16 protein-coding genes are annotated in these 20,702 nt (G+C 63.2%); 11 read left to right on the top strand and 5 right to left on the bottom strand.

Features of this window, described 5'->3' with window-relative positions; genetic code table 11:
* Nucleotides 1-81: 81 nt before the first annotated feature.
* Nucleotides 82-1,119, bottom strand: a complete 1,038-nt coding sequence (gene cyoA, locus A3A5_RS0105265; protein ID WP_026200477.1) for a ubiquinol oxidase subunit II — start codon at nucleotides 1,117-1,119, stop codon at nucleotides 82-84.
* Nucleotides 1,120-1,297: 178 nt separating this feature from the next.
* On the opposite strand from cyoA, the gene A3A5_RS0105260 reads away from it, so the two are divergent.
* The 3 genes from A3A5_RS0105260 (at nucleotide 1,298) to A3A5_RS0105250 (ending at nucleotide 4,547) form a co-directional block, all read left to right on the top strand.
* Nucleotides 1,298-2,617 (top strand): MFS transporter, encoded by a 1,320-nt coding sequence (locus A3A5_RS0105260; RefSeq protein ID WP_018309570.1) that lies wholly within the window; start codon nucleotides 1,298-1,300, stop codon nucleotides 2,615-2,617.
* A 111-nt stretch (nucleotides 2,618-2,728) separates the two neighbouring features.
* On the top strand, nucleotides 2,729-3,637 hold the full coding sequence (locus A3A5_RS0105255) for a DMT family transporter (protein WP_018309569.1): 909 nt from the start codon (nucleotides 2,729-2,731) through the stop codon (nucleotides 3,635-3,637).
* Between the two features lie 349 nt (nucleotides 3,638-3,986).
* Nucleotides 3,987-4,547, top strand: a complete 561-nt coding sequence (locus tag A3A5_RS0105250; protein ID WP_157637134.1) for a cysteine peptidase family C39 domain-containing protein — start codon at nucleotides 3,987-3,989, stop codon at nucleotides 4,545-4,547.
* Between the two features lie 877 nt (nucleotides 4,548-5,424).
* On the opposite strand, the gene A3A5_RS0105245 is transcribed toward A3A5_RS0105250, so the two are convergent.
* On the bottom strand, nucleotides 5,425-6,471 hold the full coding sequence (locus tag A3A5_RS0105245; protein WP_018309567.1) for a hypothetical protein: 1,047 nt from the start codon (nucleotides 6,469-6,471) through the stop codon (nucleotides 5,425-5,427).
* Here A3A5_RS0105245 and A3A5_RS44375 point away from each other — a divergent pair.
* On the top strand, nucleotides 6,470-6,751 hold the full coding sequence (locus tag A3A5_RS44375) for a hypothetical protein (RefSeq protein WP_232431267.1): 282 nt from the start codon (nucleotides 6,470-6,472) through the stop codon (nucleotides 6,749-6,751). The genes A3A5_RS0105245 and A3A5_RS44375 overlap by 2 nt on opposite strands.
* 502 nt (nucleotides 6,752-7,253) lie before the next feature.
* Here A3A5_RS44375 and ppk1 read toward each other — a convergent pair.
* Entirely contained in the window at nucleotides 7,254-9,389 is a 2,136-nt protein-coding gene (gene ppk1 / locus A3A5_RS0105240; protein WP_026200475.1) for a polyphosphate kinase 1, read from the bottom strand.
* Between the two features lie 153 nt (nucleotides 9,390-9,542).
* Here ppk1 and A3A5_RS0105235 point away from each other — a divergent pair, with 153 nt between their 5' ends.
* From A3A5_RS0105235 to A3A5_RS0105205, 7 genes are all read left to right on the top strand, one after another.
* The gene (locus A3A5_RS0105235; protein WP_018309565.1) at nucleotides 9,543-9,872 is read left to right on the top strand and encodes a hypothetical protein; all 330 of its coding nucleotides are present in this window, start codon (nucleotides 9,543-9,545) and stop codon (nucleotides 9,870-9,872) included.
* Nucleotides 9,873-9,958: 86 nt separating this feature from the next.
* Nucleotides 9,959-10,189 (top strand): hypothetical protein, encoded by a 231-nt coding sequence (locus tag A3A5_RS0105230; protein ID WP_018309564.1) that lies wholly within the window; start codon nucleotides 9,959-9,961, stop codon nucleotides 10,187-10,189.
* Nucleotides 10,190-11,722 (top strand): CYTH and CHAD domain-containing protein, encoded by a 1,533-nt coding sequence (locus tag A3A5_RS0105225; protein WP_018309563.1) that lies wholly within the window; start codon nucleotides 10,190-10,192, stop codon nucleotides 11,720-11,722.
* 325 nt (nucleotides 11,723-12,047) lie between these two features.
* Nucleotides 12,048-13,088 (top strand): isocitrate/isopropylmalate dehydrogenase family protein, encoded by a 1,041-nt coding sequence (locus A3A5_RS0105220; protein WP_018309562.1) that lies wholly within the window; start codon nucleotides 12,048-12,050, stop codon nucleotides 13,086-13,088.
* 229 nt (nucleotides 13,089-13,317) lie between these two features.
* On the top strand, nucleotides 13,318-14,640 hold the full coding sequence (locus tag A3A5_RS0105215; RefSeq protein ID WP_018309561.1) for a CitMHS family transporter: 1,323 nt from the start codon (nucleotides 13,318-13,320) through the stop codon (nucleotides 14,638-14,640).
* Nucleotides 14,641-15,302: 662 nt separating this feature from the next.
* A complete protein-coding gene (locus A3A5_RS0105210; protein WP_018309560.1) occupies nucleotides 15,303-16,526 on the top strand; it encodes a polyhydroxyalkanoate depolymerase in 1,224 nt (407 codons plus the stop codon).
* A 447-nt stretch (nucleotides 16,527-16,973) separates the two neighbouring features.
* On the top strand, nucleotides 16,974-18,200 hold the full coding sequence (locus A3A5_RS0105205; RefSeq protein WP_026200474.1) for a cyanophycinase: 1,227 nt from the start codon (nucleotides 16,974-16,976) through the stop codon (nucleotides 18,198-18,200).
* On the opposite strand, the gene A3A5_RS0105200 is transcribed toward A3A5_RS0105205, so the two are convergent.
* A complete protein-coding gene (locus tag A3A5_RS0105200; protein ID WP_018309558.1) occupies nucleotides 18,197-19,498 on the bottom strand; it encodes an MFS transporter in 1,302 nt (433 codons plus the stop codon). The genes A3A5_RS0105205 and A3A5_RS0105200 overlap by 4 nt on opposite strands.
* A gap of 24 nt (nucleotides 19,499-19,522) precedes the next feature.
* Nucleotides 19,523-20,680: a pyridoxal phosphate-dependent aminotransferase gene (locus tag A3A5_RS0105195; RefSeq protein WP_026200473.1), complete on the bottom strand. Its 1,158-nt coding sequence runs from the start codon at nucleotides 20,678-20,680 to the stop codon at nucleotides 19,523-19,525.
* Nucleotides 20,681-20,702 lie beyond the last annotated feature (22 nt).

Raw genomic sequence — 20,702 nt, 5'->3', positions numbered from 1 at the left:
GTTTGTCACCTGGGGCCTGAATTAACCAACCATGGCCGATGGGGCTGGCCAGTACCGCAAGGGAAGATCCGGATCCGCGCCTTACTGCAGCAGCACCTGGCCGTCATTGCGCGCGAACACGGGTGCTGTGGCCGGGGTGTTGCGCGCCGTGCAGACCGCGCCGGACGGGTCGAATTTTCCGCGGCTGCGGTCAAGCGCCATGGTGTCTGCCATGCACGGCCCGCCGCCCACGCAACGGTTCAGGATCAGGTCGTAGAGGCCTGGCGCCACGTTGGCATAGCGTTGCACCGCTTCGCGCTCGCTGGGCTGCGCGAGCTTGAGGTACGTGTCCGTTGACAGCCCCTGGCCCGACGACTTGACTTGCTGGATCCAGCGCTCGAAATCCTGGTTCGACAGCCCGTGGAACTTGAAACGCATGTGGGAGAAGCCCGCGCCGCTGTAGTTGGCGGAGAAGCCCTCATACACGCCGGACTTGTTGATCACGGCATGCAGCTTGGTTTCCATGCCGGGCATGGCGTAGACCATGCCGGCCAGCGACGGGACGAAGAATGCGTTCATCACCGAGGTGGCGGTGATGCGGAAGGCGATGGGACGGCCGACCGGTGCAGCCAGCTCGTTGACGGTGGCGATGCCCTGCTCGGGATACAGGAACAGCCACTTCCAGTCCATTGCCACCACCTCCACCGTCAGCGGCTTCACGTCCGCCGGCACCGGCCGGCCTGGTTCGAGCCGCGTCAGCGGACGGTAGGGATCGAGCTGGTGGGTGCTGACCCAGGTCACGGCGCCCAGCGCGATGATGATCAGCAGCGGCGCGGCCCAGATCGCCAGCTCAAGCACCGTGGAGTGGTCCCAGTCGGGGTTGTAGGGCGCGTCAGTTGCGCTTTCCCGATAGCGCCACGCAAACAGCAGCGTGAGGATGATCACCGGAACGATGATCAGCAACATCAGGCAGGTGGCGATGATGATCAGGTCGCGCTGGCGCACGGCCATGTCTCCGGATGGCGCAAGCAGCACGGCATTACAACCGGCCAGGCACGCCAGCATGACCGCGGCGGCACACCGAAGCAGTAATCTTCCCTGCACACGTCTTAGCGGCACTACAGCGTCGAAGCGGCCCATAGTCTCGGAAGTGGCGTCTGAGGAATATCGGCAAACTGCCGGTGAACTCACCTTTCGTTTTTCTATGGCAGTTTAGGCGCTATTCTTGTGAGTGCGAGACTTAAGAGCCAATTTCATCTGAACGGGGTCGGCTCCATGTGCGGTATCGAAGCACTCCTGCCAGGAAGGAGACTTGACGATGGCCAGCCTCACCCACCAGCATCGCGCATCGCCGACTGCACCTCCGGCGCCCGGCCACCACCAGGTGGCACCCGCCGAAATCGCCACCGGGGTGGTGATCGGACGAGCCTCGGAGTACTTCGACTTCTTCGTGTACGGCATTGCCTCCGTGCTCGTTTTCCCGGCGGTCTACTTTCCGTTCGCGGGCGAGCTGGCCGGGCTGCTCTACAGTTTCACGATCTTCTCGTTTGCGTTCATCGGGCGCCCGTTCGGCACCGCGCTGTTCATGCGCATCCAGCGGCGCTGGGGCCGGGGCATCAAGCTGACGGCGTCCCTGTTCCTGCTCGGCACGGCCACGGTGGGGATTGCGTTCCTGCCGTCGTACGCCTCGATCGGTGCCGCGTCGATCTACCTGCTGGCGCTGTTCCGCTTCCTGCAGGGCATTGCGTTCGGCGGGTCGTGGGACGGGCTGCCCTCGCTGCTGGCGCTCAACACGCCGGAGAACAAGCGCGGCTGGTATGCGATGGTGGGCCAGCTCGGCGCGCCCACCGGCTTTATCATCGCCAGTTCGCTGTACCTGTTCCTGCATGCCAGCCTGACCCCGCCTGAATTCATCGAATGGGGCTGGCGCTATCCGTTCTATGTGGCCTTCGCCATCAACGTCGTGGCGCTGTTTGCACGGCTGCGCCTGGTGGTGACCCATGAGTACACGCAGCTGCTCGAAGAAGACGAGCTGGAGCCGATCAGCACCTTGCAGATGGTGAACGCGCAAGGCTTCAACATCTTCCTGGGGGCCTTTGCAGCGCTGGCCAGCTATGCGCTGTTCCACCTTGTCACGGTGTTCCCGCTCTCCTGGGTGATCCTGCACCGCACACAGGACATCTCTGACGTGCTGGCCGTGCAGATCGTGGGCGGCTTCATTGCGTTTATCGGCACGCTGCTATCCGGCTGGATCGCGGACCGCATCGGCCGGCGCACCACGCTGTCGGCAATGGCCGTGCTGATCGGCATCTTCAGCCTGGCAACGCCGTGGCTGCTCGGTGGCGGCGCCGCCGGCCAGGACACCTTCATCCTGGTCGGCTTCGGCCTGCTGGGCCTGTCGTACGGGCAGGCCGCGGGCGTGGTGACGTCAAACTTCGAACGCCGTTTCCGCTACACCGGGGCCGCCCTGACCACCGACTTCGGCTGGCTGTTCGGCGCCGCCTTTGCGCCGCTGGTGGCGCTGGGCTTGTCATCGCTGTTCGGCCTGGCGGCGGTCAGCCTCTACCTGCTGTCTGGCGTGATCGGCACCCTGGGAGCGTTGCGCATCAGCCGCGCGCTCGGGACACCTGACCAATGACTACGGTCATGGCCTGCGCAAGGCCATGACACATTCCCCCTGGATCTTGGCGCCAAGCGCCCCGGCGCCGTTCATGGCGGATAATGCGCTTTTTACAAGCGCCCCATCCCCATGCACGCAAGCAGCAACACCACTGGACGCATCGACTGGACAACGCTGTTCCTGCTTACCTTCCCGCCACTGAGCTGGGCCGGCAATGCCATCGTCGGCCGCCTGGCCGCCGGCACGGTGCCACCCATCACGCTGAACTCTGTGCGCTGGGTTCTGGCCGGGCTGCTGCTGGCACCCTTTGCCTGGCGCGGCGTGATCGAGCACCGCGCGGCACTGCGCCGGCACGCCGGCGTAATCACCGCTCTGGGCGTGCTTTCGATCGCCAGCTATAACGCCCTGCAGTACCTGGCGCTGACCACCTCGACACCGATCAACGTGACGCTGATCGGCGCATCCACGCCGCTGTTTCTGATCGTGATCGGCGCGATCTGTTTTGGCGAACGGGTGAAGCCATGGCATGTCGCCGGGGCGCTGCTGTGCATGGTAGGCGTGACCTTCGTCCTGGTACGCGGCGAGCTGGGCCGGCTCGCCCAGCTGGACCTGGTCGCTGGCGACCTGTTCATGCTGGCCGCCACCATCGCCTGGAGCGGCTATACCTGGCTGCTGCGCAAACAGCGCCCCGCCGTGCCCCTGCCCGTGCTGCTGTTCGCGCAGATCGTCACCGGCGTACTGGCAAGCGCTCCCGTGACGGCATGGGAGCTGATGACGCTGGATCAGCCCCTGCAATGGAGCGGCAAGGTTGCGGCCATCCTGCTCTATGTAGCGACCATTCCTTCGCTGCTCGCCTACTTTGCCTGGGACCGCGCCATCGCCCGCGCGGGGGCTCAGTTACCGGTGTTCTTTATCACGCTGACACCGGTATTCGCTGCCCTGCTGTCCACGCTGCTGCTGGGCGACTGGCCCCGCTGGTACCACGCAGCGGGGCTGGCCGCGATCGCGGCGGGGATCTGGCTGGCGCAGCGGCGTTGAGAGGGCCGGCCGGTCCACGCCAGGGAACAGGCATGCCCCGGGCGTATCAATCCTGAATCAGCCTTGCCGCGGCTGCACTAGCCTGTTTGCATGATGGGCTCGCGCAGCCTGGTGCACTACCCTCACAGTAGAGCTCACACCACTGAAACCGGGGGGAATCATGGGTGAACGGAGTCCGCGCGGGCGAGATGCGTCGGCTGACCTTGCACTATGCGAGGCGCCAGCAAAAGACATTGAAGCTGAATCAGCGCCACCGCGGCGCACACAACAACCCAGCACAACGCCCGCTGTGCATCCCGGCTCTTCCGGCCTGTATTTCATTGCGGGCCGGCGGGAGCCTCCTGCCGCAATGAGCCGGCCCACGGCTGCGGACGATCCGATGCTGGGCTGCCTGCTGTTGCTGAACCGGGCCTTGCAACGGACGGTGCCTTCAGCGGTCCTGCTGGAAGGGCTGCCGCTGGACGGGCAGGCCCTGACGTTGCCGCTGCTATGCGCCGCGGCGGCGCGCGCCGGCTTGTCGACCCGGCTGGCGGAGCGCGACCTCGACGCTATCGCGGATACCTCGATACCGGCCATCCTGTTGCTGGACCAGAACAGGCCGTGCGTACTGCTGCAGCGCTGCGAGCACGGACGGTTTCTCGTCGCTCTGCCAGGTTGGGGCGGCGGGGTGCAGGAAGTCAGCCGCGAGGAACTGCTGGCCCAGTACAGCGGGCACGCCATCTTCGCGCAGCCCACGCTGCATGCGGACGTGCCAGCCGATACGGAGCCGGCACAGCCGTGCCTGGGGCCCGGCGACGCGATGCGGACATCATGGCGACGCCGTTGGGAGTGGCTGCTTGCCTCGACGTTCAGGGTTCTATGCCTGCGGCGCAGGCTGCCGGCTGAAGTTGTGGCCCGCGCTGGCGGCTAGTCAGTGTCCGGCCGGATACGCGCGGCTCTGATGAAGCATCAGGACGTTGGCGATGCACCCGAACTGCGGGTTTTGGGCTTTGGCACTGCGGTTAGGTGTCGCGCTTGACGGGCGTGGCTGTTTCGCCGGCGTAGCCGGCGACTTCTTCTTGTCCAAGCGACAAGAAGAAGCAAGAAACGCGTCGCCTGAGCGGCTGGCTATCCATTCACCGCTTCTGGTCATACGGGCGACTTCGGTTTCCTTTAAACGTGGGTGCCCGTTCGAGCCTGCTAACGCCATGCGAGTGTGGGCCAGTGCCTGCGATAACCGGTTTTTGAACGATCCCCAAGTCGGGCGGCGGCCCGCGCTCTCCAGCGCTATCGCATCAACGCCTTCGGCTGCGCTCCGCGCAAGCGCCCAATGACCATCAGCGCATTTTGAGCCTGCGCAGCAGCCGCAGGCGTCCCCGCGATGCCGTTTGCAGCAGGCGGCCTACGCCCTGCATGGGGATCGTTCAATAGTGGGTTAACGCAGGCACTGTCCCTGACTCACATGGCGTAGCAGGCTCGAACGGGCAACCACATCGAACGGCAAGCACTGCCGTGCGAACTACCAACGCCGTGGAATGGATTGCCAGCCGCTCAGGCGACGCGTTTCTTGCCTACTTCTTGTCGCTCGGACAAGAAGTAGGTCGCCGGCTACGCCGGCGAAACAGACCACACCCGTCAAGCACGACAACCGCCCGCAGTGCCAAAGCAAAAAATCAATCCCCGCTAATCGGCGAAGACGAGGCGCGTTCATATAAGAACCAAATAAAAGGAGGCAGGACAATTTGCCCTGCCTCCGCTCAGGCGCGCGTCTGCCCCCCGGCCCAGACGCGCGCCGCCATCCAACGTGCCTACTTCACGCAGGCGAGGTTGACGGCGAGGCCTCCCCAATCGGTGGCCTGGTTGTTGTCGACCTGTACCTGCAGCTTGTCGTTGTGGTTGACGATACCGGCCGGCGCCTCCTCACTGCAGTTCTGCAGGCCGTTGGTGACTTTGCAGCTCAGATCCTTGAGGGGCGTGATGGTCGCTGAAGCGCCGGACCCGGTCACCTTGTACACCGAAATGTCCAGCGTTCCCTGCACCTTGCCGAGTGTGGTGGCAGTAAGCGTGACACGGGTGCAATCGTAGGGAATCACGACGCCGAAGTCAGTCGGCAACGGCACCGCCCCGCCGGCGCCGGTCATGGCATAGCTGCCGCGGCTGAGCGTGTCTGGCACGTTGAAGTTGCCGTTGTAGACGGTGCCTGTCCCCATGGTCACGCCCGAGGTCGGCCACTTGCCGCCCGCCTTGGGACCGTACAGTGTCGAGGTCGTGGTGTCGAAATAGAAGTCGCCATCGACGCCGATGTCGTCGGTCGGCGCACCGCTGCCGTACAGGATGTGACCGCCATTGCCTGCAGTGCCGCCACCGGTGCCGCCGGTGCCGCCGCTGCCGCCCGGCTGTGTGACCAGCGTGACCCCTGCCGGCCACACGTCATTGGCCTTGGGCCCGTACAGCGTCCAGGTGTTGGTGTCGAGGTAGTAGTCGCCATTGTTGCCGACACTGTTGGCTGGCGCCCCCGCGCCCGTCAGCACGACGCCGCCGCCGGTGCCCGACCCGGTGCCGCCACCCATCTGGACGCCCGGCGGCCACGTGCCGTTCGCCTTGGGCCCGAACAGGGTCGAGGTGGAGGTATTGATGTAGTAGTCACCATTGTTGCCGACGCTGTCGGTCGGATCGACCGAGCCGGACAGGATGGTGTTCCCGGCCGCCCCGGTATTGCCGGTACCAGCCACCGAAACCCCTGCCGGCCACACGCCGTTTGCCTTGGGCCCGAACAACATCCAGGTCACGGTATTCAGGTAAAAGTCCCCGTCTTTACCGATCTCGGGCCCGGGATCGGTAGTACCCGACAGCATGGCGCTGCTGCTGGCCGCGGTCTGCGTTGTTGGCGACGTAGGTGACGCGGGTGACGTTGGCGTTGACGTTGACGTTGACGTTCCGGTGCCTGGTGCTGTGGTGGCGGCAGTGGTAGACGTCGAGTCGCCCCCGCCTCCCCCGCAACCTGCGACCGTGATGACGAGACAGGCGAGCGGCAAGGCCGCCAGCTTCATGTGGATGCGTTTCATGGATGGACCCCCTTTCCTTTGCCTTTTGATCAAGCAAAAAATTCGATGGCTTTGGCAGCGCCAACGATGAGGTCAATCTAGCTGGCGGAATCGGAATGGAAAATCGGCCCTATGGACGAGCCGCGGTAATGCGGAATGGCGTCCCGCGGCGCGGATGAAAAGGCGCCGCGCCACCGGTGCGCAGGATAATGTCGGAGCGCACGGGACTAGTCACGGGTACCGTCGCCGCGGGGCTGCGGGATTCCCGTGAAGCCTTGCAGGACAAGGCATTGCCAGCCATGGTGAGTAGTTTCCGGAGGCTCCGGCAGGCACTGCGGACACGGGTATCCGGCGCCCCGAAAAATGCGGTCAATCCCCACTGAAGTGGAATGCCGGGGCGAGCTGAATGGCTTACCGAGGAAGTAGTAGACAGGCCGCCAGAGCGACCGGAAAAAGTATGTATAGCAAATGAAACGTCATGGGCCACATCAAATTAATGCTGAAAGCAGGCCACCGGCCGAGCCAGGACGATCCAGGACGATCTCAGTTGAGCAAAGGCACGATCACGCCGGCGCGGCGCCCTTATGCAGCGATCACGTCAACGCCGACAGCAGGATATTTTGCACGCCCTCGCCGTCACGCGAGGCCTGACGCTCGTATTTTCCGTCCGGCGCCATCTGCCAGGTGTCACGCCGGTCTGCCAGGTACGGTTTCAGCCCTTCCGCGATGACGCGTTCCTTCAACCTGGCATCGAGGATGGGAAAGCAAATCTCGATGCGCCGGGACAAGCTTCGTTCCATCCATTCACCGCTGGATAGCATGACCTTTTCCGCCCCGCCATCGTGGAAATAAAAGATGCGCGAGTGTTCGAGAAACCGGCCCATGACCGATTTCACCTCAATGTTCTCCGACAAGCCGGCAACGCCGGGACGCAGCGCACAGGCGCCTCGGATAATCAGATCGATGCGGACACCGTCACGTGAGGCATCGTACAGCGCCTGAATCAGGTCAGGCTCCAGCAATGCATTCATCTTGACAATGATCCATCCCTTGCGGCCGGCCTTGGCGTGCCCGGCTTCGCTCCGGATCGCCTCAAGCAACGCTTTCTTCATCGTAAAGGGCGATTGCCAGATATAGGTCATGCAATGGGTCTGGCCACGGCCCGTCAGCTGGCTGAACACTTGCGCCACGTCCTGCGTCAGCGGCTCATTGCATGTGAGCAATCCAAAATCCGTATAGGTGCGCGTGGTCTGGTGGTGATAGTTCCCGGTTCCGAGATGCACATAGCGCCGGAGCTTCCCACCCTCGCGTCGCAATACCATGACCATCTTGGCGTGCGCCTTGAAACCGACTACCCCATAGATGACATGCGCGCCGACTTCCTCCAGTTGCGTAGCCCAGCCGATATTGGCCTCTTCATCGAAGCGGGCCAGCAGTTCCACCACGACGGTGACTTCCTTGCCGTTGCGCGCGGCCTCGATAAGTGCCGAGAGCAGGACCGAGTCGTGCCCGGCCCGGTACACAGTCTGGCTGATTGCCACTACATCGGGGTCCTGTGCCGCCTGCCTGACAAAGTCCACCACCGGTGTGAACGACTGGAACGGGTGATGCAGCAGGATGTCGCCCTCGCGAATGGCGCGGAAGATATCGGAATGCTCGTGCAGCACCTTCGGCAGGCCGGCCCGGAAAGGCAGGTACTTCAGTTCCGGCCGGTCCACTTGATCTGGCACCTGCATCAGGCGAACCAGGTTGACCGGTCCGTTGACGGAGAACACCTCGCTTGCCGCCAGGCCGAATTGCTGCTGCAGGAACGCAGTCATTGCCGGCGTGCAGTTATCAGCCACCTCCAGCCGGACCGCATCACCATAATGACGGTGCGGCAGCTCGCCTTGCAGCGCCTCGCGCAGGTTCTTGACCTCTTCCTCGTCCACGAACAGCTCGCTGTTGCGGGTCACGCGGAACTGGTAGCAGCCTCGCACCGTCATGCCACTGAACAGCTCGCCGACGTGGGCATGCAGGATGGAGGAAAGGAAAACAAAGCCATGCTCGCATCCGGCAATGTCCGGTGGCAATGCGATAACCCGCGGCAGCGCTCGTGGCGCCTGCACGATTGCATAGCCGGAGTTGCGCCCGAACGCATCCTTGCCCTCGAGCTCAACGGCGAAGTTCAGGCTCTTGTTAAGAACCCGTGGAAACGGATGCGCCGGGTCCAGCCCGATCGGTGTCAGGACTGGCATCAGTTCGGCGAAGAAGAACTCCCGGATCCATTGCGCCTGCGCAGGGTTCCACGAGGGCCGCCGCAAGAAGCGGATCTGCTGCTCGGCCATGGCCGGAATCAGCATGTCATTGAACAGGCAGTACTGCTGATCGACCAGCTCCCGGACCCGTTGGTTGACCCTGGCATAGACCGCCTGCGGCGTCAGCCCGTCCGGGCCGGCCACCGGAGACTGAAGCAAGCACTGCTCCTTCAGGCCTGCCACGCGGATTTCGTAGAACTCATCCAGATTGCTGCTGAAGGTACACAGGGCACGCAGGCGCTCCAGCAGGGGCACCGCGGGATCAGCGGCCTGCTGCAGCACGCGGCCGAAGAACTCCAGCTGGCTGAGTTCGCGGTTGATATAGAGCTCATTGCCATTCAGCAGGCCATCCGGGTCGACCGGGGTGCCGAGGCGCCCCTCCCCCGCAACCATCGGCGGCGCATTCTGCATGGGATCGGATTTGGGTTTCATGATCTGAGTGCTGGTGCGGGGGAATCCTTCCAGATTCTAGCTGGCGTATCACGCATATCGAGGCGAATCTGATCGCACTGCGCTCGCGAAATACGTACCATCTTATGAGCATCCGATACCTAGAATGATTTTACGCGCCCATTGGAGCTGCCAATGACAAACGAAATGCCATCTGCGACCGAGACCACCCCGGAAGGTCTGAAGCGCTTGATCGAGCACATTGGAGGTGCTGCAGCGCAAGGTCACCTTGACCCGGAGTTTGTGCGCAAGCTGGGGAAGCGTATTGCCAACGAATTGCAGGAGATGAAAGCGACCAGGCTGCCGGGCGACCGCGAGCTTGCGGGGCTGGAAAACGGCATAGAGGGCCTGCTGCTGGCCGCGGACCGCAAGTATGGCGCCAGGCTGACCCGATCGCTGCAGAAGTTGCGGGAGCACGAAACCCCCTTCGCAGGCGGGGAGTCGAATGGAAGCCAGTCGCACTAGCAGTGCTGCTTGTGAAGCAGTGAATTCACTAAGCGGGTAGTTCAATGACTGGGTCGTTACTACCACCGCGGATGACCTTGGAACCTATGTCAAAGACTGACAAGAAGCGATACCTGAAAGCACTTAACCGGCGCCTGAAGAAAGCGTCGGCCGGAAAATTCGATACGCTCTTTGTCTTCGACCCGCCCGGCTCGAAGCCGAAGAACGCCACCGGCGTGACGACCAGCGGCCCCGCCAATGACGAGATCCTTGCAGTGATGAACGCAGTCCAGGCCAGGGTATTCGCAAAATTCGAGGGCACGGCAACGCTCGGATAAATGGAACGCGAACTCAAGCTCGAGTTGCTGCAGGACCAGGCCGAAGGGCTGATCGGCTTACCCCTGGTGTCGTCCTGCTGTGTGGAGCCGCCGCATGAAGACAGGCTCGTGAGCACGTATTTCGATACATCGGATCTTGCTTTCCGGCGTATGCACGCATCGCTGCGCGTGCGGCAAGCGGGTGAACATTTTGTGCAGACGTTGAAGACCTGGGGCACGCAGCATGGGGCGCTTTACGAGCGCGATGAGTTTGAGTCGGCGGTTCCCGGAAATACGCCAGATCTTGTTGCACTGCGAGACAAACTGCCCGAGGGCACTACGTTGGGGACGCTGCTCCGTGAAGGCGACCTGGCAGAACGCCTGAAGCCGATCTTCATCACGGATGTCCGGCGCACGGTCCTGCTGTTGCGCTTGCCACAGGGCGACGAGGTCGAACTCGCTGTCGATCGCGGCGTTGTCCGCGCCAACGATGTCACGGAGCCGATCCGCGAGCTTGAAATGGAGATCCAGGCCGGGGAGCCGGCCCATCTGTCAGCGTTTGCCCTGCGGCTGCTCGACGCCGTGCCAATGCGCCTGAGCCGCGCCAGCAAAGGCGACCGTGGTTATGCGCTGGTCGCTGACGAGGCCAATGAAGCGGTACGCGCGGAGCCTCTCCGACTGGCCGACGCCGGGTCGGCTGAAGCCGTGTTTGAGTGCATTGCCCGGAACTGCCTGGCGCAAATCTCGGGGAACGAACGCGGCGTGGTCAACGGCTCCAATCCGGAATGCGTGCACCAGATGCGTGTGGGCCTGCGTCGCCTGCGGTCCGCGCTTGACATCTTTGAGCCGCTGATTGCCTGCCCGCCGGCACTGCAATCGGAACTCAAATGGATTGCCGATGAACTGGGCCCCGCACGTGACTGGGAAGTGCTTGCCAGCACCACCTTGCCTGACGCATTCGATGGCGCGCCGGAGGACGTGGGCGCGGGCGCCGTGCTTGCCGCGGCAAAGGCAGTCGCAGCCGATGCCCGCCAACGCGCGGCCGAGGCTGTGAATTCCGATCGTCACACCCGGCTGATCCTGACGCTGAGCCATTGGCTGGGCAGCGCGGACTGGCGCCATGGCCTTGACGAGGCGCAGCGCGCGACACTCACCGGATCCGCCAGGGACTTCGCGCTGACCACGTTGCGCAGGCGGCAACGCAGGCTGCTCAAGCGGGGGCGGGGCATGGCAAAGCTCGATGAGCAGCGGCGCCATCGTGCGCGTATCGCCGCAAAGAAGCTGCGCTATGCGACCGAGTTCTTTGAATCCTTGTTTGCCGCGAATAAGGTGAGCCGCTATCGACGGCAACTGTCGCGCCTGCAGGATGACCTGGGATGGCGCAATGATATGGCGGTTGCAGAGGGATTGCTGCTGCGCCTGGGGACAGAGCGGCAGCAACTTGCGATTGGCTGTGGCTATGCGCGCGGCTATTTCGCAAGCTGCGTCAGCGTTGACAAGGCGCCGCTGCGCCGCCTCTGGAAGCAATTCAAGGCGGCACGCCTGCCCGCTTAGCGCGGCTTCCGGGCCTCAGCGCACGTTCATCGTCGCGGCCAATCCTGGCGCACTGCACCCGCGACGATTTCACTGTCACCGGCCCCGATGCGTCAGCCGCGCTCCGTCAGCAGAGTTCGCCGCCCCCGTGTAAACCCCAATGACATAGCCGGCACATTGACAGTTTCCTGACAGCCTTCCCCGCCTAGAATCGGGCCCCTGGTCAGCGGGACCGGCGGCAAACGCCCGAATCCTCGACCGACGCCCCCAGGGACGAGAAACACAGCCTCCCTGGCCCGGCGCCTTGGCCGGCCAGCGAAACGCTTACTTCACGACAGGAACGCAAATGGAAAACGGTGCACGCGAACAGATCCCGGCCACGCTGATCCCCGGCGACGGAATCGGTCCCGAAGTCGTGGACGCCACCGTCCGCGTGCTGGATGCGCTTGGCGCGCCGTTTGCCTGGGATATCCGGCGGGCGGGGATGGCCGGCGTCGAGTACAGCGGCGATCCCATGCCGGAAGACACGCTGGACAGCATCCGCCGCACCGGCCTGGCCCTGAAGGGGCCGCTGACCACGCCGGTGGGCGGTGGCTTCCGCTCGGTCAATGTGCGCCTGCGCGAAGCCTTCAACCTCTATGCCAATGTGCGCCCGGCCCGCACCCTGGTGCCGGGCCGCTTCGAGAATATCGACCTGGTGCTGGTGCGCGAGAACGTCGGCGGCTTCTATGTGGCCCATGACTACTACATCCCGGTTGGCGACGACCCGCATGCGGTAGCGGTGTCCACCGGCACCAACACGCGTGACGCCTGCCGGCGCATTGCCCGCTTCGCCTTCGACTACGCCGTCAGGAACGGCCGCAAGAAGATTACGGTGGTGCACAAGGCCAATATCCTGAAGGCGCTCACCGGCATCTTCCTGGAAGCGGCGCGTGAAGTCGCCCAGGACTATGCCGGCCGCGTGGACATGGACGACATCATTGTCGACGCCTGCGCCATGCAGCTGGTGCTCAACCCGTGGCGCTTCGACATGCTGCTCTGTACCAACCTGTTCGGCGACATCCTGTCAGACCAGATCGCCGGCCTGGTAGGCGGGCTTGGCATGGCACCCGGCGCCAACATCGGCGACGATGCTGCGATCTTCGAGGCGGTGCATGGCTCCGCGCCCGACATCGCCGGCAAGGGCATTGCCAATCCGATTTCGCTGATGCTGGCCGCCGGCCTGATGCTCGACCACGTGGGCCGCCAGGACCTGGCCGCGCGCCTGCGCTCGGCCATCGAGCTGACCCTCGGCCAGGACCAGGTGAAGACCGGCGACCTGCACGGCACGGCCTCCACGCTGCAGTTTGCGGACGCGGTAGTGAAACGCATCGTTTCCGCCGGCTGATCCACGCCCCGGCAGCGCGCGGCACCTGCCGGGCGCGACAAGTCTTGCCGCGGCGGCCCGTACGGGCCAGCGTTCAAGACTGCCACCCTCCGCGGTCATTCCATACCCGGCGCGGCCCATCCGTGCCCCGGGGGGATGACCTCGCCCTGAACCTCGTGCGCCAGACGGACGTACACACACCCGCCCAGGCGCCCCGCGCGGCCTTGGCGGCAAAGAGATACAGAAGACGATGTTGACCCTGCTTGCCTATTCGATGGTGATCGTGTTCATGGCACTGATCATGACCAAGCGGCTCTCCGCCATGGTGGCGCTGATCCTCGTTCCGATTGCGTTCGGCGCGATCGGCGGTTTCGGCCCGGAACTCGGCCCGATGATGCTGGACGGCGTCAAGAAGCTGGCGCCGACCGGCGTGATGCTGATGTTCGCCATCCTGTTTTTCGGCCTGATGATCGATGCCGGGCTGTTCGATCCGGTGGTGCGGGTGATCCTGAAAATCGTGGGCGGCGACCCGGTCAAGATCATCATGGGCACCTTTGTGCTGGCCGCGCTGGTGTCGCTCGACGGCGACGGCTCCACCACCTATATGATCACCTGCGCCGCGATGCTCCCGCTCTACAAGCGCCTGGGCATCAGCCGGCTGGTGCTGGCCTGCGTGATCATGATGGCGGGCGGACTGATGAACATCCTGCCCTGGGGTGGCCCGACCGCGCGTGCCGCCAGCGCGCTGGGCGTGGACGTGGGGTCGCTGTTCGTGCCGATGATCCTGCCGATGATTGTCACCGGCATGTGGGGCCTGTTCGTGGCATTCCTGCTCGGCCGCCGCGAACGCAACCGGCTTGGCAGCATTGCACTGATGCGCACCGGGGCCGGCGCTGACGGCCATGCCATGACGGAGGCTGCCGCCGGCGATCCGCAGATCGCCAGGCCGAAGCTGCTGTGGTTCAACTTCCTGCTGACCATCGGCCTGATGGTGCTGCTGATTCTCGGCACCTTGCCGCTGCCTGCGCTGTTCATCATCGCATCCGCCATCGCGCTGATGGTCAACTACCCGAGCCTGCACGAGCAGAAGGAGCGCATCGGCGCGCATGCCGCCAACGTCGTGCCGGTCGTGTCGCTGATTTTCGCCGCCGGCATCTTCGTCGGGATCCTGTCGGGCACCAAGATGGTCGACGCCATCGCCAACAGCGTCATCAGCGCCGTGCCGGACTGGATGGGTCCGTACATGGCCCTGGTGACCGGGGTGCTGAGCATTCCGTTCACGTTCTTTATCTCGAACGACGCGTTCTACTTCGGCATCCTGCCGATCCTGGCCAAGGCCGCCGCCGTCTATGGCATCGGCGCGGCGGAGATCGGACGCGCCTCGCTGATCGGGCAGCAGGTTCACCTGCTGAGTCCCCTGGTCGCGTCGACCTACCTGCTGGTCGGCCTGGCCGAGGTCGAATTTGGCGATCACCAGCGCTATACGCTGCTCTGGGCGCTGTCGGCGGCGGTGGTCATGATGCTGGCCACTGTTGCCTTTGGCGTGATTCCGCTCATTGGCCGGGTAGCGTGACAGCGAGGAAGCGGACGGGGCGGGTCAACGACATCCGCCTGCCTTGCGTTTTATCCGAACGCAACTTGCAAAAATTTACAAATAGCCTGGCAGACGGCCCGGCTAGGTCCGCCTTGCTGGCAATATAGGATCACATATCGCCAGCATATAAGGCCACATTCGCATCGAACGACCTCGCCAGCGCTCCTTCGTTGCCAAGGACGTATGCAAAGCGTTGCAATAGGGTTAGATCGAATATGTTACTGAATGTAAATAGCGTAACTTGATTTGCAGCTGTTCCGCTGGCATTGCGACGCAAATGCTGGTGGCTTGAGTAGTGGGGGGGCATCATGCAGCATTCCAGCCGATTCGCGTGCGACCTGGGCCGCGCGCATCTGTCCGGCCGCAACGGCCGCCACGGCAACACCGGTGCTTCCCGCAGCCAGTCCATTCGACATCGACGGCACCTGAGCCGCGCGCAGCACTTCCCGGTGCACCAGCGCCACCTTCCCACTGAGGTACCCGCGGCAGAAACCTGTCGCCCGCCCGCCCACCTTGCACGAAGCCGGCCGTGCGGCTGTCGGGCGCGCCATCTGCGCTGAAGCCCGCATTGCGCGGCGCCCGGTTTGCCGGCCCCTGCGCCAGAACAACACACCAACCCTATTCAAGAGGCGGGAATCGCCATGGCGCTCTATGCTCTGCGGGAACTCACGCTGCAGTCCCTTGGCCCGCTCGGGGCGATGATCGAGGCAGGTTATCGTGCAGTCAATTTCTGGGGCGAGTCGGTCGCCTGGCTTCCGGGGCTGCGCGAGGCCGACGCCGCGCTTGAGTTGTTCACCCGGCTGACCAAGGCCTACGGGAAACCTCGCTTTGAGATCGACGAGGTCTTCGTACGCGGGCAACGGGTGGCCGTCACCGAGACAGTGCTCATCGAGGAGCCCTTCTGCCGGCTGCTGCATTTCAGGAAGGACATGTCCAGTCCTGGCCCGCGGGTGTTGTTGGTGGCGCCGCTCTCCGGCCACTACTCCACCCTGCTGCGCCCGACGGTCGAGGCATTGCTGCCCGGGCATGATGTCTACATCACCGACTGGGCCGATGCGCGCCTGGTGCCGCTCAACGCCGGGCACTTTGATCTCGGCGGCTATGTCGATTACCTGAAAAAGTTCTTGCGATACCTCGGCGCGGGTACCCATATCGTGGCGGTTTGCCAGCCCGGGGTCCCGGTGCTTTGCGCGGTCGCCCAGATGGCCGAAGACAACGAGCAGATGCAGCCCCGCTCCATGACCCTGATCGCCGCGCCGATCGACACCCGCGTCAGCCCGACGGCGGTCGACCAGTTCGCGCAGCAATATTCGCTGGCGTGGTTCGAGGCCAACGTCATCGAACGGGTGCCCGCCGGCTACCCGGGAAACGGGCGCCGGGTGTATCCGGGCTTCCTCCAGCTTGCAGGCTTCGTATCGATGAACGTCGCACAGCATGCCGGTGCACACCTCGACTTTTACCGCCACCTGGTCGATGGCAGGCAGAGCGAAGCAGCCAGGCACCGCAAGTTCTATGACGAGTACAACGCCGTGCTCGACGTGCCGGCCGAGTACTACCTGGAAACCATCCAGAAGGTTTTCCTGGAGCATCACCTGTGCCGCGGCTGCATGGAAGTCGGCCAGCGCCGTGTCTACCCCGAGGCCATTAGGAACGTTTCATTGCTGACCATCGAAGGCAGCGACGATGACATTACCGGCCGCGGCCAGACCGAAGCGGCTCACGCGCTCTGCGCAGGCCTTGCCGCCGACCGGAAGGAACACCTGGTCGTTGACGGCGTGGGTCATTACGGCACCTTCGCAGGCCAGCGTTTCCGGCAATCCATCCTCCCTGCCATGACGCAGTTCATTCAACGGTGCGCTGACTGAGCGCTGTGTCACATCGCCGAGGCCGGCTACACAAGCTGGCATGAGGCTGGCAGACCGTTAGCCTTTTGCGGCTGCGCTGGCAAGCAGCACAACGCCAGCGTACGCAAGCGAACAGACCTTTCCGATTGCCGTGGCACCCTTGCTCTCATGGCGATCCGGCATGCGTGAGCGCTGCCAGTAGTGACCTTTGGAAGCTGGCCGCGATACGAGCTTTGTTGCTGGTGGTCGTTTCTGCCTCACTGCATCTTCTGCAGCGGCCAGGGTTGGCTGGAGTTTTTGTGCGCCAGCATCTATAACGGAACGCCTGCACGTCCTCGTGCTTGGAATAGCGGCCGGGAGCTTTTGCCTGGTGACGTGACATGTGCCAGCCCTTCCAGGGATCTGGCGCGTTGCTTTTCTGTCGTCAACGAGTTGTACAAAGAAGATCGCGGCAGGGGGTGTCACGTCATGGAATCCATTTCGCAGTTCACACAGCGTTGCATGGTGGTGGCGTACTACGCGGTCGCCTGTATCAGCGTGGTACTCGGGGTGCTGATTCCCCCTGCGTTCGCAGGTGACAAGACTACCCCCTCCTACAGCTACTTCGTAACCGGTACACAGTACTTCAAGACTGGTGATCCGATGCCTGTGCAGACCCTCCCCTCACCTCAGCCACAGGCGGTACAGCCGGTGGTCATCATGGGTGGCGGGCCTGATGTCGATGGCGCGTATCGCTGGATGATTCAGCAGGCGGGCATTACGAAAGCTACGGGCGGCCGCATGGTCGTGATTCGCGCGACCGGTACCGACGCTTACGACCCTTACTTCTATTACAGCAACAAGAAGAACGCGACCGATATCCCCGCAGTGGACGGGTATGTCGGTGGCGCGTACCTCGGCCTGACTGCCGCGGAAACGCTGGTCATTACCGACACCGCTGCGGCGAATGACCCGTTTGTCAATGCCGTTGTCGGCAGCGCGAACGCGTTGTGGATTGCGGGCGGCGATCAGAGCAACTACATCAAGTTCTGGAAAGGCACGAAGCTCAACACCACCATCGCCGCGCTCATGCAGCAGAACGTTCCTGTTGGCGGCACCAGCGCCGGGGCCAACGTCCTGGGGCAGTTCGTTTTCTCGGCCATCGAGGGGACGGTCACATCGCCGCAGGCGCTGAGCGATCCGTACAACAAGTACATGACATTTGACCCGAAAGGGTTTTCCGGCCCCAGTTTCCTGAACGCTACGGCATTGGACGATACCTTCGTCGATCCGCACTTCGACTCGCGCGATCGCATGGGCAGGCTGGTCACGTTCCTGTCAAGAAGCATTGCGCCATGGTCCGGTTCTGGCTGCGAGGGCGGCGTCCTGAAGAACCCGTCGGCCGCCCGAGGGATTGGCCTGGACGTCGAGACAGCGTTGCAGATTCAGAAGATCTCGGGCCGTTTCGTTGCACAGCGCGTCACCAACCTATCCACGACATCGCCCAGCGCTGTTCACTTCCTGAGGCCACTGACATCGCCCGCGGTCTGCGCGCCCGGCAAGCCGCTAACCATCTACGGCGTCCATGTCCAGCGGCTGGACGACGAGACTGTCTTTGATATGACAAACTGGTGGAATGGCGGCAGCGCAGGAATCGAAGCGTATGTCGTTGACGAGAACGCCGGCATCCAGAGCCCGGCCACCATACATTACTAGGGTGTGCCCGCCTCCTCGCCCGCCAGCGCTTGGACCGCCGGGCCTGGTTCGCCATCCCTGGTAGCAATCAGTGCTTTTGGCGTCAGCGGGATCAAAAGCAGGATCAGTGCGTACACCGCGGTAGTCGCGATCACACAATACGTGAAGCCGTGCGTTGGGCTGCTGTTATAGATCCACGAGCCCAGGAGATCGCCGGCACGCGCCGAAAGCGCGAGAACGCCATCCACCAGCATCATCAAGGTTCCTTGCAGGCCCGGCGGACAGGACCGCATCGCGAGATCGAAGTATGCTGCCGTGGCTACACCGCCCATCAGCCCTATCGGTGCCGCCAAGACAAGGGCGAGATTGGCTGAGTGAATGAATGCCAGCGGAATCATCTGCGGCACTGCGACGATCGTTCCCCACCACAGCAGCTTGTTCAGCGATACCTGCTTGCACAGAAAGCCATACAGCAAGAATGTCGGGATGAACGCGGCGGCAAAGATCCCGTTGTAGTACGAGTAAATGGAATCCGATGCATGCAGCTCATTGCTCAGATAGAACTGCAGCGGCGTGGCCGCTCCTGGCGCAAAGTTCCACAGAAAGCAGATGAGAACCGCTGGATAAACGGCCCTATGCTTCACCAGCCGCCTGACATTCCCAACGAGATCTGTACCCCTGGCTTGCGGCTTCTCGTAGATATGGCCGAAGACGAAAACGGGATTCCAGAGCCCCAACACGGCAATCAATAAGGCGAACATCGCCACCAGGAGGAAGGCTTCTTTCGCGGCAAGATGATCGGAGATGTACCCGGAGGCGAACGCTCCCGCAACAACCGGGACGGAGCCGACCACGTTCAACAGAGCGCTCAGGCGCCCGGACATGAACTTCTCCTGGCCCACCAGAGCGATCAACCCCTGATAGGCTGCGGCGATAAATCGGGACGACAGCATTGCCAGCAGCATCCCGATAAGCAGTCCCGCGTATGAGAAACCTGAAAACGCCATCCAGATGAACGCCGCCGCGGTCACCGGAGCGAAAATCAGGAAGAAGCCGCGATCCCGCAATCCCAGTGGGTTCCATTGGTCGCGCGCGAGACCAAAAACGAACGCAACGTACACTGGTATGCCCGTCACCAGCCGGAATATCGAGATCTGCGTTGCCGTCGCATGCAACTGGTTCTTGAGCAGGTACGACGTCTGTATATCAACCAGGGAACCGGCTGGCGTTGCCAGGGCGATGAACAGGGTCAGCCACCCGAAATACAGGAGGGTTCGGTCGCTGCCCTCGGAACCATTGTGACCGGAAGCGGCCAGCATTTTCGTCGCTCAGCGTCGCACGTATCAGATGTCCCACGCCAGGCGAATCCGCTCGCGAATGTCAGCCATGCGCTCGACCGGCTCATTGGCAAATACGAAGCGCAGGTACCGGATGCCGCTTGGCCCCCAGTTATCCATCGGCGTGGCCGCCACTTCGCCTCGCGCCAGCAAGCGCCTGGACGCTTCCGACGGTGCAAGGCCGAGCCGTTGAGTATCTATCAGAAGAGACCATCCGCCGTGCGGACGAATCACGGGGAGATCAGTCAGCGCGGACAACAACACATCGCGGCGCGATTCCCACTCTGCCGTTGCCGCGGCCACGCCATCATCGCTGGCAGTCAGTGCGGCTGTGGCCCCTGGCATGGCGATGCCGACCTGGCAGACGACGTTCGACAAGCTGGTCAGCCGAACGTCGGCCATAAGCTGTTCCGGCCCGACTATCCAGCCGACTCGCCAGCCAATCATGCGATATTCCTTGGAAACCGAGCCAACTGTGATGGTGCGCTCGCGCATGCCAGGCAGAGAAACGGGGTGGACAACCTGCCGGCCGTCAAACAGGATTCTTTCCATGGCAGCGTCATATACCAGCCACGCACCAACCTGATCGCAATGCCGGGCGATCTCCTCCCACTCCGGCGCGGACACGACGAAGCCAGTCGGCATCGACGGCGACATGATGAGCAATGCCCGTGTGCGGGGCCCAATCGCGTCAGCGAGGCTCTCCAGGTCGAGTCGCCAGCCGTCGACCCCTGGTATGAGGCGCGCAAATCTTGGCAGGCCCCCTGCGAGGTAGACACGATTGATCAGGCCTGCGTAGGTCGGATCGGTGAGTACTACCTCGTCCCCCGTCTCAAGTGTAGATAGCAGGACATTCAGAATCCCGGCCAATCCACCCGCGGAAATGATGCATTCGGTATCAGGGTCGTATGTGACGCCGGAGAAGCGTCGGACGCGCTCGACTGCGGCTTCCCGCAGTGCATGCTGGCCCATGAATGGCAGATAGCTGTTGGCAGCATCGTCATCGATCGCCTCATGCGTGCGCCGGATCGCCGCCGGCGGCGGCCGCAAGTCAGTGTCGAGGTTCTCTAGCCGCAAGATATTGGCATTTCGCATCGAGTCAGCCTTGTCGGCCATCCGATCAACCCCGATGCCCGGAATGCTCTGCAAGCGAGTGACTGCCATGATGTCATCCCCCTTCTCCCTG

The sequence above is a fragment of the Cupriavidus sp. UYPR2.512 genome (assembly GCF_000379565.1).
Classification (GTDB): Bacteria; Pseudomonadota; Gammaproteobacteria; order Burkholderiales; family Burkholderiaceae; genus Cupriavidus.
This window is presented reverse-complemented; position numbering and strand designations above follow the sequence as displayed.

Excerpts from the sequence above, each read along its gene's own strand:
- cyoA (WP_026200477.1), bottom strand. The coding sequence starts at position 1,119 with ATGGGCCGCTTCGACGCTGTAGTGCCGCTAAGACGTGTGCAGGGAAGA.
- A3A5_RS0105260 (WP_018309570.1), top strand. The coding sequence starts at position 1,298 with ATGGCCAGCCTCACCCACCAGCATCGCGCATCGCCGACTGCACCTCCG.
- A3A5_RS0105255 (WP_018309569.1), top strand. The coding sequence starts at position 2,729 with ATGCACGCAAGCAGCAACACCACTGGACGCATCGACTGGACAACGCTG.
- A3A5_RS0105250 (WP_157637134.1), top strand. The coding sequence starts at position 3,987 with ATGAGCCGGCCCACGGCTGCGGACGATCCGATGCTGGGCTGCCTGCTG.
- A3A5_RS44375 (WP_232431267.1), top strand. The coding sequence starts at position 6,470 with ATGGCGCTGCTGCTGGCCGCGGTCTGCGTTGTTGGCGACGTAGGTGAC.
- A3A5_RS0105245 (WP_018309567.1), bottom strand. The coding sequence starts at position 6,471 with ATGCTGTCGGGTACTACCGATCCCGGGCCCGAGATCGGTAAAGACGGG.
- ppk1 (WP_026200475.1), bottom strand. The coding sequence starts at position 9,389 with ATGAAACCCAAATCCGATCCCATGCAGAATGCGCCGCCGATGGTTGCG.
- A3A5_RS0105235 (WP_018309565.1), top strand. The coding sequence starts at position 9,543 with ATGACAAACGAAATGCCATCTGCGACCGAGACCACCCCGGAAGGTCTG.
- A3A5_RS0105230 (WP_018309564.1), top strand. The coding sequence starts at position 9,959 with ATGTCAAAGACTGACAAGAAGCGATACCTGAAAGCACTTAACCGGCGC.
- A3A5_RS0105225 (WP_018309563.1), top strand. The coding sequence starts at position 10,190 with ATGGAACGCGAACTCAAGCTCGAGTTGCTGCAGGACCAGGCCGAAGGG.
- A3A5_RS0105220 (WP_018309562.1), top strand. The coding sequence starts at position 12,048 with ATGGAAAACGGTGCACGCGAACAGATCCCGGCCACGCTGATCCCCGGC.
- A3A5_RS0105215 (WP_018309561.1), top strand. The coding sequence starts at position 13,318 with ATGTTGACCCTGCTTGCCTATTCGATGGTGATCGTGTTCATGGCACTG.
- A3A5_RS0105210 (WP_018309560.1), top strand. The coding sequence starts at position 15,303 with ATGGCGCTCTATGCTCTGCGGGAACTCACGCTGCAGTCCCTTGGCCCG.
- A3A5_RS0105205 (WP_026200474.1), top strand. The coding sequence starts at position 16,974 with ATGGAATCCATTTCGCAGTTCACACAGCGTTGCATGGTGGTGGCGTAC.
- A3A5_RS0105200 (WP_018309558.1), bottom strand. The coding sequence starts at position 19,498 with ATGCTGGCCGCTTCCGGTCACAATGGTTCCGAGGGCAGCGACCGAACC.
- A3A5_RS0105195 (WP_026200473.1), bottom strand. The coding sequence starts at position 20,680 with ATGGCAGTCACTCGCTTGCAGAGCATTCCGGGCATCGGGGTTGATCGG.